Genomic DNA, 14,543 nt, shown 5'->3' with positions numbered 1-14,543 from the left:
GTCCGCGCAGACCACCCTCCTCCGCGCCCGAGCCGAGCCACCAGCCCCATTCCCGGGTTCCCGGATCAGATGGAGTCGCCGGTTGCGTCCATGTACTCCTTGCGGAGAATGTCGATGATGGGGTGGTCCCCGGGCATCTCCATGTCATCGATGCGTGTGATGGCACGCACTCCGATGGCGGCATTGGTCGCGAACGCCGCCTTCATGGAGGCGAGGTCTCCGAGTGCGACGGGGGCGACACGGTGCTCGTGGGCTTCGTGGAGGAGCCGCATCGTCACACCCACGAGGCAGTCCGCCTCCGGCCAGACCACCTGCTCGCCGTCGAAGAAGCCGACATTCCAGGTGCCGCCCTCTGAGATGAGCTCGTTCCCATCCATGAAGAGCGCGTCGTCGAATCCGTTGAGCTGGGCCACGCGCCGATGGCGGAGCAGGCCGAAGAGCCCCACGCTCTTTACCTCGGGAGCGTCTCGTACGTACAAGGCCGACTGCACCCGCAGGGGCGGCAGGGGCAAGCTGACGGCCGGCCTGTGCGTGACGAGGATTTGAGGGTCAGTGGCGCGTTCCGGATGCCCCAGGTCCATGGCCGGGTCGAACACAGTGATGCGAATCGTGATCGACCCGCGGGCCGGCGCCACTCGCCGGATGAGCTCGCGGACACGCTCGACGTCGAGGTCCACTCCGAACAGAACTCGGCAGTCCCGGCCGAGCCTGTCGAGATGAAGCGCCAGGCCGCGAACGCGGCCTTCGTCCACTCGGAGACTCGTGAAGTGGCCGTAATTGGTCAGAGCGAGCGCCTGAAGCTGATCCAGGCTGACGGGACGTCCGTTGAGTTCTGCCATGGACCCAGCATGGCAGCCGCGCCCGCCACACCCGCGCTACGAGCTCTCTCACAGGCTCAAGCCTCGGCGAAACGTCGGGGCCACGACAGTGAGACGACATTCCAACTGCATCACTGTGCGCGCCAGGCTGGTGCCCCAAGGTTGGGGACTCGCTCCAGACGACTGAGTGCGACCGTGGCAGCGGGCCCGTCCGTGCGCGCTCGACCCGTCCGGTTGTGTACACATGCGACACTCGGTACCCTTGGGCGCATGACGCAGCCACTACCCAGAGAGTCCATCCGCGACGTGCGCGCGCACCTCGCCGAGGTCGTGGAGCGCGCCGACCGCGACGATGTGCCCACCGTGATCACACGCCGAGGCAAGGAAGTCGCCGCAGTGGTCTCCATCGAGACGCTCCGGAAGTACCAGGAATGGGAAGAACGCGAGATCAATCAGATCATCGACGAGCGCATGGCGAACCCCTCGGCCGGCATTCCCATCGAGGACATCATGAGGGAGACGCTGGCGCGCAGTGAGTGAGTACCGCACCGTCTTCCGACCAGAGGCCCAGGCGGAGCTGCGAAAGATTCCCCGCGACATGGCGCTCCGCATCCTGGCGAAGTTGACCGAGCTGGAAAGCGATCCGCTCGGCTTCAGCACCACCGCACTCGTCTCCCAGCCCGACCGACGTCGCCTACGAGTGGGTGACTACCGCGTCGTGTACACGATCGACAACGGAGAGCTGGTGGTGTGGGTCGTGCACGTCGGACACCGCTCCACGATCTACGACACCTGATCTCACGTCAGGATGTCCAGCATCCATCCAGCACGGGCACGACGAAAGGGCCGACTCCTTGAGGAGTCGGCCCAAACCGGGACTCTATGATGCTGGGGCTCTGTTCAGTTCTCGTCCGGGGTCAGTTGGAGCGAGATGCTGTTGATGCAGTACCGCTGGTCCGTGGGGGTCGGGTAGCCCTCGCCCTCGAAGACGTGGCCCAGGTGTGAGCCGCAGCGGGAGCAGCGGACCTCGACGCGGGCCATGCCGAGGGAGCGGTCCTCGATCAGTTCGACGGCGTCCGTGTCCTTCGGGTCGTAGAAGGACGGCCAGCCGCAGTGCGACTCGAACTTCGTGTCGGAGCGGAACAGCTCCGCGCCGCACGCGCGGCAGGAGTAGACGCCGGTCGTCTTCGTGTCGGTGTATTCGCCGGTGAAGGCGGGCTCGGTGCCGGCCTTGCGGAGCACCGCGTACTCCGCGGAGGACAGCTCCGCGCGCCACTGCTCGTCCGGCTTCTCGATGTCGTACGACATGCGCTCTCCCTCAGTCGGTCAGGCGGGCCAGGACATCCGGACCGAGGTCCGTGACATCGCCCGCGCCCATAGTGAGAACGAGATCACCCGGCCTGGCCATTCCCGCGATGACATCGGGGACGGTGGTCTTGTCGTGGACGGCCGTGACCTGGGCGCCCGCCGCCTCGGCCGCGTCGATGATCAGGGCGCTGGTGACGCCGGGGACGGGGTCCTCGCGGGCCGGGTAGATGTCGAGGACCACCGAGGCGTCGGCGAGGGTGAGGGCCTGGCCCATTTCCGTCGCCAGCTCCTGGGTGCGGGAGAACAGGTGCGGCTGGAAGACGACCAGGAGCCGGGAGCCGGGGGCCGCCGCGGCGCGCATCGCCTCCAGGTCGGCGGTCATCTCGGTGGGGTGGTGGGCGTACGAGTCGATGACCTGGACGCCGGCCGCCTCGCCCTTGAGCTGGAGGCGGCGCTTGACGCCGGTGTACTTGCCGAGGGCCGAGGCCAGATTGTGCACCGGAATGCCCAGCGCGACCCCGGCGGCCAGCGCGGCGACCGCGTTGTGGGCGTAGTGCCGGCCGGGCACCGAGACCGTGAAGGTCAGGAAGCGGCCGTCGAACAGGACGGTGACCTCGCTGGTCAGACCGCGTGCGGTGACCTTGTGGACACGTACGTCCGCGGTCGCGGCCTCCCCGTAGGTGACCACCTTGAGCGTGGACAGGTCACGGACCCGCGCGGCCAGCTCGACGGCACCCGGCTGGTCGGCGGCGATCACCAGCGTGCCGCCGGGGACGACCTTGCCGACGAAGGTCTCGAAGGACTCGTAGATCTCGTCCATCGAGGCGTAATTGGCGTGGTGATCCAGCTCCACGTTGAGGACGATCGCGACCTCGGGGTCGTACTTCTGGAAGCTGCGGTCGCTCTCGTCCGCCTCGGCGACGAAGATCTCGCCCTCGCCGTGCCGGGCGTTGGTGCCGGGTCCTGCGAGGTCGCCGCCGATCGCGTACGAGGGGTCGAGACCCAGCTCGGTGAGGGCGACGGCCAGCATGGACGTCGTGGTCGTCTTGCCGTGGGTGCCCGCGACGGCGATCGACCGCAGGCCCCCCATCAGCGAGGCCAGCGCGTCCGAGCGGTGCACCACGGGTACGGACAGCTCCGCGGCCCGCACCAGCTCGGGGTTGTCGGCCCGGATGGCGCTGGAGACGACCACGCACGACGCGTCGTCCGCGAGGTGCGCGGCGGCGTGGCCGAGGTGCACAGTCACGCCCAGCGCCCGCAGCGCCTGCGCGGTCTCCGACTCCTTCGCGTCACTGCCCGCGACCTTGGCGCCACGCTGGGCGAGGATCTTCGCGATACCCGACATTCCGGCGCCGCCGATGCCGATGAAGTGCGGCCGTTCCATGGCGGTGGGGACAGCGGGTGCCGGTGCCATACGTGTCTCTCCCGAGGTCGAGCGGAGTGCGGTGCGGTGCGGTGCGGTGCGACCGGAGTGTGGTGCGAGTGATCCGCGTCGTCCCAGCCTATTCGCTGTGCGCGAAGAGTTTGAGCACCGGTACGCCGACCTTGTGCCGGGCCCGGGACGCCCAGTCCCGGTGGAAGAACTCCTCGACGTAGTGGGGCTCGGTCATCACGATCACCTCGTCGGCGCCCGATTCGTCCACGACCGCCGTGAGCCGGTCCAGCGGATGGTCCTCGATGACCTCGCCCGTGGCCTCGGACCCGTGGGCGCGCAGCGCCTGCAGGGAGTGTTCGAGCGCCAGGGCCGCGGGCCGTCGCGCCTCTTTGCCCTCCGGCTCGTCGCCCTCCCGGGTGGCATCCTTCAGTTCGCCGAGCGCGACGTCGTCGAGGGCGCGCAGCAGCACATCCGCCTGGTCACCGCGGGGCTGCATGAGCACGATGAAGGAGACCGCCTCCTCGCCGTGCAGGGTCGTCACGAACTCCACGTCCTCGGACGTCAGGGGCTTCTCGATCATCAATACGCTTGTGAACACGGCAGACGCCCTTCGTCCTATGGGCCGGCCGGCCCCCTGCTGAAACCATCCTTCCCCGTGCCCGCACGGGGTCCGCGCAAGTAAGTCTGCCCAGCGGAGGCTGACCGGAACGGCACATTCCGCCGATTGTCAGATGCGGCGGTACCGGGTGAAAAGGAACCCGCCCTCTTCCAGCAGTGACGCCAGGGCCAACCGTTCCGGTACGGCGAGAGCCGGCCCGCCCGCGATGCGCTGCGCGTACCCGGCTGTGAGCGTCGGAGACACGGTCAGACACAGCTCGTCCAGTACGCCCGCCGCCACGAACTGCCCCAGCAGCCGTGGGCCGCCCTCGGTCAGCAGCCGGGTGAGACCTCGCCCGGCCAGGGCGCGTACGGCCCTGGCGGGCTCCACCCCGGGCCCGTCGCCCGCGATCAGCACCTCCGCGCCCGCCTTCTCCGCGGCCCGGATCCGCTCCGGGGGCGCCGCGGCGCCGGTCAGTACGAGCGTCGGGACGAGCGGTTCGGTGAACAGCGGCAGCGAGAAGTCCAGGTTGAGGCTGGCGCTGACCACGGCGATCACGGGCGCGGGGCCCTGGCCGGCAGCGGCGCGCCGCGCGGCGAAGGCGTCCCGGGCGCGGGCCGGCCGGTACCCCTCCAGACGGACCGTCTCCGCGCCCACCACCACCGCGTCGGCGATGGCTCGCAGGGTGCCGAAGATCCGCATGTCCGCGTCGGAGGAGAGCGCCTGCGACCGGCCCTCGTGGTGGGCCGCCCCGTCCAGCGTGGAGACCATATTGGCGCGCAGCCAGAGTCCGTCGCCCACGGGTCGCGCCTCGGGTCGCGCCTCGGGTCGCGCCTCGTCCGCGGCCCCCGCCGCCGGGTACGCGTCCGGGTACGCGTACGCCTCCGCCAGTTCGTCGAGCGTCCACTCACGGTCCGCGGCGGAGACTGTCTGATCGGTCACAGGGAACAGGCGTCGCATGCCGAGCAGTCTGGCACGGCGCATAGAGTGGAATGCTGTGTCGTCCTCCACCTCCGCCGCCGCGTCCGGCCAGCACTCGATAGCCGAAGCGGCCCCGCTCTCCCTCTGCGCCCGTGAGCCGCGCGTCCCCGCCGACCGGCTGGTCGCGGAGATGGTGCCGCCGCCGCGCTTCGACTCCGTACGGTTCGACACGTACGCCCCCGACCCGAACCAGCCCAGCCAGACCGAGGCGGTCACGGTGCTGAGCGCCTTCGCGGCGGGACTGGGCGGGGCACATGCCTCGGGGGGCGGCAAACGGCGCTGGTTCGCCAGAAAGCCCGAGGCGCCCACCGGCCCGCGGGGGATCTATCTGGACGGCGGCTATGGCGTCGGCAAGACACATCTGCTGGCTTCCCTCTGGCACGCCACCCCCGCCGCGCCCGAACAGAAGGCGTTCGGCACGTTCGTCGAGCTGACGAATCTGGTCGGCGCGCTGGGCTTCCAGCAGACCGTGCAGACCCTCGGCGGCCACCGGCTGCTCTGCATCGACGAATTCGAGCTGGACGATCCGGGCGACACCGTGCTCGTGTCCACTCTGCTCGGCAAGCTGGTCGACTCCGGCGTGGCGCTGGCGGCGACCTCCAACACCCTGCCGGGCAAGCTCGGCGAGGGCCGGTTCGCCTCCGTCGACTTCCTTCGCGAGATCCAGGGCCTGGCGGCGCGGTTCCGGCCGCTGCGGATCGACGGCGAGGACTACCGCCACCGCGGACTGCCGGAGGCGCCTCCCCCGTACTCGGACGCGCAGGTGACCAAGGCCGCGTATGCCACCGAGGGCGCCAGCCTGGACGACTTCCCCGGGCTGCTCGACCATCTCGCCCGGGTCCATCCGAGCCGGTACGGAGCGCTCACGGACGGGCTGCGGGCCGTCTGCCTCACGGATGTCCGGGCCGTGCCCGACCAGTCGACGGCGCTGCGGCTCGTCGTCCTCGCGGACCGGCTGTACGACCGGGAGATCCCCGTCCTGGCCTCCGGCCTCCCCTTCGACCGGCTGTTCGGCGAAGAGATGCTGAACGGCGGCTACCGGAAGAAATACTTCCGGGCGATCTCCCGGCTGACCGCCCTGGCACGGGACGCGAAAGGCCTGGTCGCCCAGTAGGTTCGGTGCCGTACCACCTCGCGTCACCACATCTGTTGTCATCACACCAGTGATACCCAGAACCAAGCAGAAGGGTTCCACCATGGCCACCACGCGCCAGGCGCACACGGTCTGGGAGGGCAACCTCCTCCAGGGCACGGGCACCGTCACCTTCGACTCGTCCGGCATCGCCGACCAGGCGGTCTCCTGGGCCTCCCGTGCGGAGAAGGCGAACGGCAAGACGAGCCCGGAGGAGCTGATCGCGGCCGCCCACTCCAGCTGCTTCTCGATGGCGCTCTCGAACGGTCTCGCCCAGGGCGGCACCCCGCCGGCCAAGCTGACCACGCAGGCCGACGTCACCTTCCAGCCCGGCACCGGCATCACCGGAATCCACCTCACCGTGCAGGGCGATGTCCCGGGTCTGGACGAGGCGGGCTTCGTCAAGGCGGCCGAGGACGCCAAGGTGAACTGCCCGGTCAGCCAGGCACTCACGGGGACGACCATCACGCTCAGCGCCTCGCTCGCCTGACGTACGGCTGACCTGCCGGGCGTCCGGTTCGTGACGATCCAACGGATCCGAGCTGACGGATCATCCGGCACAGGTGCCCCACGGGACACCCGAGGCTGACGGTGGCCCGCATGGTTCACGTGTCCCAGCGCACGTGGTACACACATGCGGGTCACGTCTCCTGTCCGCCAACAGGGAGTTGCCTCATGACCGCCACACGACGACAGATCCTGGCCCGCACCGGAGCGAGCGCCGCGGGTATCGCCTTCAGCGGGGCCGTATCCGAGCTCTTCACCGGCACGGCCGCCGCACAAGGCCTCGGGCACAGCGGCTACGGCCCGCTCGTGCCCGACCCCGACGGCCTGCTCGATCTCCCCAAGGGGTTCCGCTACAAGGTCCTCTCCCGGGAGGGCGACCAGCTCCGCTCCGGCGAGGGCGAGGTCCCCAGCAACCACGACGGCATGGCCGCCTTCGCGGGCCACCGCGGCCGCGTCCATCTCGTACGCAATCACGAGAACCGCGTCGACGGCAGGATCGCCGTACCGGCCGTACCCGGCCTCACCTACGACCCGATGGGCAAGGGCGGCTGTACGTCGCTCGAACTGGACGGGCGCAACAACGTCCTCGGCGAGCGCGTCGCCATCGCCGGCACCGCGGTCAACTGCGCGGGCGGGCCCACCCCCTGGGGTACGTGGCTCACCTGCGAGGAGACGGAGGACCGGGCCGGCACCAACGGCTACACCAAGGACCACGGCTTCATCTTCGAGGTCGACGGAGCCGATCCGCGCCGTACCGGAGCCATACCGCTGACGGCCATGGGCCGCTTCGCGCACGAGGCCATCGCGGTCGATCCGGACAGCGGCATCGTGTACGAGACGGAGGACGCGTTCGAGAAGCCGTTCGGGCTCTTTTACCGCTTCCTGCCGCACAAGCCGCGCGGCGGGACCGGTTCGCTGCGCGCGGGCGGCGCCCTGGAGGCCATGCGGGTGCCCGGGGTGCCGGACCTCTCGGCCGTCCAGGAGCCCGGCAAGAGCTTCGACCGGGTGGAATGGGTGCCGGTACCCGACCCGCTGGCGCGGGAGACCCCGATCCGGCTGCAGGACTTCGGCCCCAAGGGCATCACCCACGCGCAGAAGCTGGAGGGGTGCTACTGGGGCGGCGGTTCCGTCTACTTCGTGTCCAGCTTCGCGCACAGCGCGGAGGGCTCGGCGGCGGACCACTTCGGGCAGGTGTGGAAGTACGAGCCGCGCCGGCGCCGGCTCACGCTGGTGGTCGTCTTCGGCCCGGACACGGACATCCAGCTGCCCGGCGAGTCCCCCGACAACATCTGTCTCGCGCCGAGCGGCGGCCTGATGGTGTGTGAGGACGGCGGGGGCGCGCAGCATGTGCTCGGGGTGACGCGGCAGGGCGAGGTCTACGCGATGGCGCGCGGCGCGCAGAACATCGGCAGCGCCGAGGAACCCGAGTGGGGCGAGTTCGCGGGGGTCACCTTCGCACCGGACGGCGGCACGATGTACCTGAACTGCTACACGCCGGGGACGACCTTCGCGGTGACCGGCCCCTGGTCCTAGTACCTGTCGGCCGGTCCTCGTACCTGTCAGCGGTCGCAGGCCGTGCCGATCCGAAGCACCCTCGGAAGTACTGACGGTCGGAAGGGGTGCGCAGTGGCCAAGAAGGACACGAAGCGGGACGCGGACAAGAAGCGGAAGAAGTCGCCACCCGCCCTCCGTGAGCTGCTGCGCATCCCTCCGGGCGAGGGCGCCGAACTCGCCTCGTACGACCCCCGGGCCACCCCGGGCGGCCCCCGGGACAAGGCGGCGGGCCAGGAAGCCATGACCCCGATGGCGGAACGTCTCGCCGGCCTTCAGGACCGGCTGTACGCGGCCAGTACGGCGGGCGACCACCGCCGGCTGCTGCTCGTCCTGCAGGGCATGGACACCAGCGGCAAGGGCGGCACGGTCAAGCATGTGATCGGGCTGTTCAACCCGTCGGGCTGCCGGATCAGAGCGTTCAAGACCCCGACCCCGGAGGAGCGGAGCCACCCCTTCCTCTGGCGCGTCAAGCGGGCGCTCCCGCAGCGGGGCGAGATCGGCATCTTCGACCGTTCGCACTACGAGGACGTCCTGATCACCCGGGTCCGCGAGCTGGTTCCGCGACGCGACGTCGGCCGCCGCTACGGCCAGATCAACCGCTTCGAACAGTCCCTCGCCGACGACGGCGTGACGATCGTGAAGGTCTTCCTCCACATCAGCTACGAGGAACAGCGCGACCGCCTCCTGGCCCGCCTCGGCAACCCGGACAAGCACTGGAAGTTCTCCCCGTCCGACATCGACGACCGTGCCCTGTGGCCCGCCTACCAGGAGGCATACGAGCTCGCCCTGCACCGCTGCTCGACGGAGGCGGCGCCCTGGTACCTCGTCCCGGCCGACCGGAAGTGGTACCGCAACTGGGCGATCAGCACCCTGCTGCTGGAACATCTGGAGGAACTCGATCCGGCCTACCCGAAGGCCGACTTCGACGTCGAGAAGAGCCGTGAGCGGCTGCTGTCCGAAGGGCGGCCGTGAAGCCCGGGGAACGCGGCGGGCACAGTGGCGGGCGAAGTGGCGGGCGCAGCGACTTCGGCGGGGGCGAGTGCCGTACGCACATTTCGGACAAATAGTCATATATTTTTCTGTGAGTGACCACATGTGTACGCACACTCGCGACCCTCGTCGTCCTGGGTGCCGCCCTCGCCGGATGCGGTGACGGCGCGGACAGGCCCGCGAACTCCGCGCCCCACTCCGCCTCCCGTTCCGCCGGAGCGCACTCGCCCGCCGGGGTAAAGGGGCCGCCGACCCTCGCCCCCGGCCCCGGCGGGCTGACCCCGGTCTTCAAGCGCGGCACCCCGATCGCCGGCAAGACCGTGGCGCTCACCTTCGACGCCGACATGACGGCCGACGAGGGGACGCGGGCGGCGCGCGGGGAGCGCTTCGACAACCCGGCGCTGATCGCCCTGCTGCGCCGCCTCGAAGTGCCGTCGACGGTCTTCATGACGGGGCGGTGGGCCGAGGAGTATCCGACGCAGGCGGAGGCGATCGGGAACGATCCGCTCTTCGAGATCGCCAACCACTCCTACAGCCACTACTCCTTCACGGCCGACTGCTACGGCCTGCCGGTGCTCGGCAAGGAGAAGATGGCCGCCGATGTGGAGGCGGCCTTCAGCGCCTTCCACGCCGCGGGGGCGCGGAACGTGGTCCCGTACTTCCGGTTCCCGGGCGGCTGCTACGACGACACGTCGCTACGGGCCCTAGCCCCGGCCAAGGTGACCGCCGTCCAGTGGGACGTCGTCAGCGGGGACGCCTTCGCCACCGACGCGGACGCCGTCGCCGAACAGGTGCTGGAGGGCGTGAAGCCGGGCTCACTGGTGGTGATGCACTGCACGCGCAGCGCGGCGCCCGCGACGGAGGACGCGGTCGCCCAGATCGTTCCCGAGCTGCGCAAGCGCGGCTACCGCTTCGTCAAGGTCTCCCAGCTGATGAAGCACTGAGCCGGAGGCCGGGCGGAAGGCGGCGCCCAGAGCCTGTCAGCCGGAGCACGCCGTCCGCTGAGCCTCCTGCCACTCGCAGACGGGACAGAGCGTCGCGCCCTTGACCGTCTCCGGGTACTCGGTCGGCTCGCGGCACAGCACACACTCCGCGTACGCGGTCTCTTCCGCGGCCGGCTGCCCCACGGCTTGTCGCTCACCCACGGCTTGTCGCTCACCCACGGCTTGTCGCTCACCCATGCCATGGAGCGTACTCAGCCCCGCAACGCGGCGAGCGCACAGGCCACCGCCGCCGCCACGGCCGCCACCAGCAGGGCGGCGGCCAGCGGCACTCCCGGCACGGGGACCACCCCTGTCCGCGAGCCGGTCACCAGTGCGGTGACGGCGTACTTCGCCGGCGATCCGCTGGTCACCAGGGCCAGCAGGGCGACCAGCGCGGTGGCCGCGATCGACCAGCCACGGCCGCGCAGGACCGGTCTGCCGCACAGCGCGCCGACCGCCGCGCCGAGCAGCAGACAGACCGCGGCGGTGAGCAGCCCCGCCGCCCCGGCGGGCAGCCGGTCCACCTCCACCGTGTGGTCCGCGTTCTCCGGCTTGCTGATCATGGTGACGATCAGTGTGCCGACCGTCCCGAGCACACCCGCGAAGACCGTCGCGGCCAGCAGCGAGGCGAGATGGGCCCGGGGTGTCCCGGTCGCCGCGGCGGTGACGGCGCGGGCGGCGGCCGGCTCCTGGGCGACGCAGATCCGGACCAGCCAGGCGGTGACGGGCAGCAGCGCGGCCGCCGCGAATCCGAGCGAGTCCAGGATCGGCTCTCCCGCCCGCACCCCGACCACGAGGACGATCCCGTACAGCAGGAGCGGCGGCAGCCAGCGCTGGGAGCGCAGCAGCAGGGAGATCTGATAGCGCAGCAGAGCGGTCATGAAGAGGGGCGCCTCGCGGTCGTGGCGGAGTCGGTCGCGGCGGAGTCAGTTGCGACGGAGTCAGTTGCGACGGAAGAGGTGCGCGCCGCGGCCGGAGAGACTCCGGCCGCCTCCGCCGCCCGCACCTCCCGGATGTGCCAGGGCGGACGCGCCGTCAGCAGCGCCCGCAGCAGCGCGTCGGAGTGCACCGCCCGGGCCGTCAGCAGTACGGAGCCGTCCCGCTCCGTCTCGTACGCCGGTGAGCCGGGCAGTCCGCTCGGCGGCGCGGCCCCCGGCGGTCCCACGGCCACGATCCGTACCCGCGGCCCCGGTCCCGCCGCGGAGACGTCCGGCGTACGGCGCACCAGAGCGCGGTCCCGCACCGCGTACACCGCGTCCGCGAGGCCCGCCAGCCGCAGCGGATCGTGGTCGACGAACACCACCGTGGCGCCCGCCGCGACGCGCTCGGCGACCGCCCGGTCCAGCTCCGCGCGGGCCGCGCCGTCGAGCCCGGTCCAGGCCTCGTCGAGCACCAGCAGCTCCGGCCCGGCGAGCAGCGCCTGCGCGACCGCGATCTTCTGGCTGGTGCCCTTGGACAGCTCGGACATCGGCGTACGCGCCTGTCCCGCCGCCCCGAACCGCTCCAGCCACTCGGCGGCGCGGGCCCGCGCGACCGCGCGCCGCAGCCCGTGGACCGCGCCCAGGTGGACCAGATAGCCGGTGGCCGTGAAGGGCAGCGAGACGGGGAAGCGCTCGGGGACGTACGCCGTGCGGGGCCGGCCGGTGAGGCGCCCCTCGGTGGGTGCGTCGATTCCCGCGAGCAGGCGCAGCAGAGTCGATTTCCCGCTGCCGTTCGTCCCTTCGACACGGACCAGCCCGCGCGCGGGCAGATCGAGATCGACCCCGCGCAGCACCCATGGTCCGCGCAGGCCGTAGCGGCGTCCCACGCCCTGGAGATTCATCGGGGACGTCAGTTCTGCGTGGCCTTCTGCGGGGTGACCTCACTCGGTCTGACGATTACGAAGCCCTCGCCCTGAAGCATCAGCTGGACCGCTTCGCCCGAGCCGCCGCGGATCATCGAGCCGACGGACTGCGAGCGGTGCAGCGAGGTGTTGAGGTGCGCGCTCCATCCGACGACGGCGTCCGTGTCGACGTACACCGGCGCCTGGGCCGTGACGGGGATCACGATCGGGGCGCCGTCACAGATCACGGCGAGCTTCCCGTAGCCGGTGAAGACGCTGTTGAAGAGCCCGCCGCCGGTCATCCCGGCGCCCTTCACCGTCTTGATCTCGTACGCGAGGGTCGGGTCGAAGCAGAGCACGTTGCGGCCGTTGATGGTGAGCGCGTCGCCCTGCTCGACCTCGATGATGAAGCAGTTGGCGGCCTCGTGCGCGAACCACGCCTCGCCCTGGCCCCGGACGGCCATCAACGGCAGGCCCTCACCGGTGACGGCCCGCTTGAGCATGCCGCCTATGCCCTGGCCCTTGCGCTCGAACTGGAGATTCCCGCGGAAGGCGATCATGGATCCCTGCCGCGCGTGCATCTCGCCGTTGACGGCGTACTTGATCGATTTGGAGTTCTGGAGGGTCATCCCGGGGGCGGTCGCCGCCTGCGCCATGTGCTCTGTGGCAAAGAGATCGCTCTTCATGCCGTGCATACTCGCCCGGAGGCACCCATTCCGCCAAGAATGAGGTCCGAGGCGGCTGGCAGACTGGACCCGTGAGCAGCCACAGCACCGCCGACGCCGACAGCCCCGAGCGCACCAGCAGCAGCACCGGTGCCGACAGCCCCTTCCGGCATGAGCGGACCGAGCGGGACGCCGCCCCGCAGTACGTGCTGCCGCTGGTGGTCCGGATCGAGAAGGCCGCGCCTCCGGCCCGTACCGACGCCCTGGAGACGGCGGCGCGCGCGGTGCTGGTCATGCTCTCCGACGAACGCTCCCTGGGCGAGGGCGAGTGGGCCGAGGCCATGCGGGACTGGCAGGACGCCAGGATCCGCAAGGTGGTACGCCGGGCGCGCGGCGCGGAGTGGCGACGCGCGTCGGAGCTCCCCGGCCTCACGGTCACGACGGACGCGGCGACGGCCGCCGAGGTACGGGTGTTCCCGCCCGTCCCGCTCGACGGCTGGCCCAAGGAGCTGGCCAAGCTCCAGGTCTCCGGCACCGATCTGGACGACCCCGCGGAGCCGCCCGCGCCCGACCCCGCGCACCCCGTCCTGTGGCTGAGCCCGGACCTGGAGATGTCGGCGGGCAAGGCCATGGCCCAGGCCGGGCACGGCGCCCAACTCGCCTGGTGGGAGCTGTCGGAGACGGACCGCAAGGCCTGGCGCGAGGCCGGTTTCCCGCTCGCCGTACGCACGCCCGACGCACGGCGCTGGCAGCAACTCACCGTCAGTGGGCTGCCGGTGGTCCGTGACGCCGGATTCACGGAGATCGCGCCGGGTTCCTGCACCGTGGTCGCTGATCATCCGGCGCTGCGGAGGTGAACACTCCGGCTCCGGTTCACGTATCTCCCCGTACCGCCAAGAGGGTTGGACAGCCGCTCGGTCAGCGGTCGGTGCAGCGAGATCACATATCGGCTCGGGAGGCAGCACAGTGGTGCGACGCATCAACGGTACGGCGCTCATCATCGCGGCCCTGGTCGCCACGGTAGGAGCGCTGGCCTTCCCGGTCTGGTCGTACTCCGACCGGTCCGGCACCGGCCAGGCCAATCTCAGCGCCTCGACCGTCGCGACCCAGTGGGGCCCGCTCTCCGCGACCGACCGCGATCTGCTGGTCAAGGTACGGCTGGCCGGGCTCTGGGAGCTGCCGGCCGGGCAGCAGGCCATCGAACGCGCTCCCAGCAAGGCCATCCAGGAGTGCGGTGACCATCTCGTCGTCGGCCATACCGACCTCGACAAGCGCGCCCGCGATGTGGCGGCGAAGCTGGGCGTCGAGCTGCCGAACCAGCCGAACGAACAGCAGCAGGGCTGGCTCAGAGAGCTCTCGGCGGCGAACGGCCAGGACTACGAGCGGAAGTTCGCCAATCTGCTGCGCAACGCCCACGGGAAGGTCTTCTCGTTGATCGCGCAGGTACGGCACACCACCAGGAACACGCTGATACGGCAGTTGGCCACCGACGCCAACCAGACCGTCCTCGACCACATCACGATGCTGGAGGCCACCGGCTTCGTCGACTTCGACGCCCTCGCGAACGAGGCGGCGGGCACCGCGACCGCCAGCCCGACGGGCCCGCAGCCCCCGGACGGGAACCTGCCGCCCGCGCCGTCGCCCGCCGCGCCCACCGGGGACCGGTCCTTCACCTCGCGGCCCTCGACGCAGCCGGGCGCCCCGACGGCGATCAACACCAACCGGCCGGACCCGCAGAGCGAGCGGACGGCGCCGACCGGTATGGATCCGGACATGCCGATGCCGTAGGCCCTGTCCGGTCGGTCTTCGT

At 70.7% G+C, this 14,543-nt stretch carries 18 protein-coding genes; 9 read left to right on the top strand and 9 right to left on the bottom strand.

Annotated features, from left to right (window positions below):
• Window positions 1–65: 65 nt before the first annotated feature.
• Window positions 66–839: an aminotransferase class IV family protein gene (locus ACZ6MZ_RS08985; protein WP_469350685.1), complete on the bottom strand. Its 774-nt coding sequence runs from the start codon at window positions 837–839 to the stop codon at window positions 66–68.
• A 249-nt stretch (window positions 840–1,088) separates the two neighbouring features.
• On the opposite strand from ACZ6MZ_RS08985, the gene ACZ6MZ_RS08980 reads away from it, so the two are divergent.
• Together ACZ6MZ_RS08980 and ACZ6MZ_RS08975 are read left to right on the top strand one after the other, a co-directional pair.
• The gene (locus tag ACZ6MZ_RS08980; protein WP_389941071.1) at window positions 1,089–1,358 is read left to right on the top strand and encodes a type II toxin-antitoxin system Phd/YefM family antitoxin; all 270 of its coding nucleotides are present in this window, start codon (window positions 1,089–1,091) and stop codon (window positions 1,356–1,358) included.
• Window positions 1,351–1,614, top strand: a complete 264-nt coding sequence (locus ACZ6MZ_RS08975) for a type II toxin-antitoxin system RelE family toxin (protein WP_384188982.1) — start codon at window positions 1,351–1,353, stop codon at window positions 1,612–1,614. Before ACZ6MZ_RS08980 ends, ACZ6MZ_RS08975 begins: the two co-directional genes overlap by 8 nt.
• A 104-nt stretch (window positions 1,615–1,718) precedes the next feature.
• Here ACZ6MZ_RS08975 and msrB read toward each other — a convergent pair whose 3' ends face one another.
• The 4 genes from msrB to ACZ6MZ_RS08955 form a co-directional block, all read right to left on the bottom strand.
• Window positions 1,719–2,126: a peptide-methionine (R)-S-oxide reductase MsrB gene (gene msrB, locus ACZ6MZ_RS08970; protein WP_389790633.1), complete on the bottom strand. Its 408-nt coding sequence runs from the start codon at window positions 2,124–2,126 to the stop codon at window positions 1,719–1,721.
• Between the two features lie 10 nt (window positions 2,127–2,136).
• Window positions 2,137–3,540 (bottom strand): UDP-N-acetylmuramate--L-alanine ligase, encoded by a 1,404-nt coding sequence (gene murC / locus ACZ6MZ_RS08965; RefSeq protein WP_389790632.1) that lies wholly within the window; start codon window positions 3,538–3,540, stop codon window positions 2,137–2,139.
• An 88-nt stretch (window positions 3,541–3,628) separates the two neighbouring features.
• Window positions 3,629–4,099, bottom strand: a complete 471-nt coding sequence (locus ACZ6MZ_RS08960) for an indole-3-glycerol phosphate synthase (RefSeq protein ID WP_384188987.1) — start codon at window positions 4,097–4,099, stop codon at window positions 3,629–3,631.
• A 129-nt stretch (window positions 4,100–4,228) separates the two neighbouring features.
• Window positions 4,229–5,059, bottom strand: a complete 831-nt coding sequence (locus tag ACZ6MZ_RS08955) for a pyrimidine reductase family protein (RefSeq protein WP_469350682.1) — start codon at window positions 5,057–5,059, stop codon at window positions 4,229–4,231.
• On the opposite strand from ACZ6MZ_RS08955, the gene zapE reads away from it, so the two are divergent.
• The 5 genes from zapE (at window position 5,058) to ACZ6MZ_RS08930 (ending at window position 10,207) form a co-directional block, all read left to right on the top strand.
• The gene (gene zapE / locus ACZ6MZ_RS08950) at window positions 5,058–6,194 is read left to right on the top strand and encodes a cell division protein ZapE (RefSeq protein WP_389790630.1); all 1,137 of its coding nucleotides are present in this window, start codon (window positions 5,058–5,060) and stop codon (window positions 6,192–6,194) included. The genes ACZ6MZ_RS08955 and zapE overlap by 2 nt on opposite strands.
• Window positions 6,195–6,276: 82 nt before the next feature.
• Entirely contained in the window at window positions 6,277–6,702 is a 426-nt protein-coding gene (locus tag ACZ6MZ_RS08945) for an OsmC family protein (RefSeq protein ID WP_384188991.1), read from the top strand.
• A 185-nt stretch (window positions 6,703–6,887) separates the two neighbouring features.
• A complete protein-coding gene (locus ACZ6MZ_RS08940; RefSeq protein ID WP_469350679.1) occupies window positions 6,888–8,252 on the top strand; it encodes an alkaline phosphatase PhoX in 1,365 nt (454 codons plus the stop codon).
• Window positions 8,253–8,345: 93 nt separating this feature from the next.
• Entirely contained in the window at window positions 8,346–9,245 is a 900-nt protein-coding gene (locus ACZ6MZ_RS08935; protein ID WP_386876365.1) for a PPK2 family polyphosphate kinase, read from the top strand.
• Between the two features lie 113 nt (window positions 9,246–9,358).
• A complete protein-coding gene (locus ACZ6MZ_RS08930; RefSeq protein WP_469350677.1) occupies window positions 9,359–10,207 on the top strand; it encodes a polysaccharide deacetylase family protein in 849 nt (282 codons plus the stop codon).
• 36 nt (window positions 10,208–10,243) lie between these two features.
• On the opposite strand, the gene ACZ6MZ_RS08925 is transcribed toward ACZ6MZ_RS08930, so the two are convergent.
• The 4 genes from ACZ6MZ_RS08925 to ACZ6MZ_RS08910 are packed head-to-tail and all read right to left on the bottom strand — an operon-like array spanning window position 10,244 to window position 12,754.
• Window positions 10,244–10,444: a hypothetical protein gene (locus ACZ6MZ_RS08925; RefSeq protein WP_469350675.1), complete on the bottom strand. Its 201-nt coding sequence runs from the start codon at window positions 10,442–10,444 to the stop codon at window positions 10,244–10,246.
• A gap of 14 nt (window positions 10,445–10,458) precedes the next feature.
• Window positions 10,459–11,127: an ABC transporter gene (locus tag ACZ6MZ_RS08920; protein WP_469350673.1), complete on the bottom strand. Its 669-nt coding sequence runs from the start codon at window positions 11,125–11,127 to the stop codon at window positions 10,459–10,461.
• Window positions 11,124–12,068 (bottom strand): ABC transporter ATP-binding protein, encoded by a 945-nt coding sequence (locus tag ACZ6MZ_RS08915; protein WP_469350671.1) that lies wholly within the window; start codon window positions 12,066–12,068, stop codon window positions 11,124–11,126. The genes ACZ6MZ_RS08920 and ACZ6MZ_RS08915 overlap by 4 nt, the downstream gene beginning before the upstream one ends.
• Before the next feature lie 8 nt (window positions 12,069–12,076).
• Window positions 12,077–12,754 (bottom strand): AIM24 family protein, encoded by a 678-nt coding sequence (locus ACZ6MZ_RS08910; RefSeq protein ID WP_469350670.1) that lies wholly within the window; start codon window positions 12,752–12,754, stop codon window positions 12,077–12,079.
• A gap of 71 nt (window positions 12,755–12,825) precedes the next feature.
• Here ACZ6MZ_RS08910 and ACZ6MZ_RS08905 point away from each other — a divergent pair, with 71 nt between their 5' ends.
• Window positions 12,826–13,590, top strand: coding sequence for a peptidyl-tRNA hydrolase (locus ACZ6MZ_RS08905; RefSeq protein ID WP_389790623.1), 765 nt, complete (start codon window positions 12,826–12,828; stop codon window positions 13,588–13,590).
• Window positions 13,591–13,702: 112 nt separating this feature from the next.
• On the top strand, window positions 13,703–14,521 hold the full coding sequence (locus ACZ6MZ_RS08900; protein ID WP_469350667.1) for a DUF4142 domain-containing protein: 819 nt from the start codon (window positions 13,703–13,705) through the stop codon (window positions 14,519–14,521).
• The last annotated feature ends 22 nt before the right edge of the window (window positions 14,522–14,543 follow it).

This window comes from Streptomyces sp. NPDC042201, assembly GCF_055582185.1.
The sequence above is the reverse complement of the archived record's forward strand: the minus strand, read 5'-3'. Positions and strand labels throughout refer to the sequence as shown.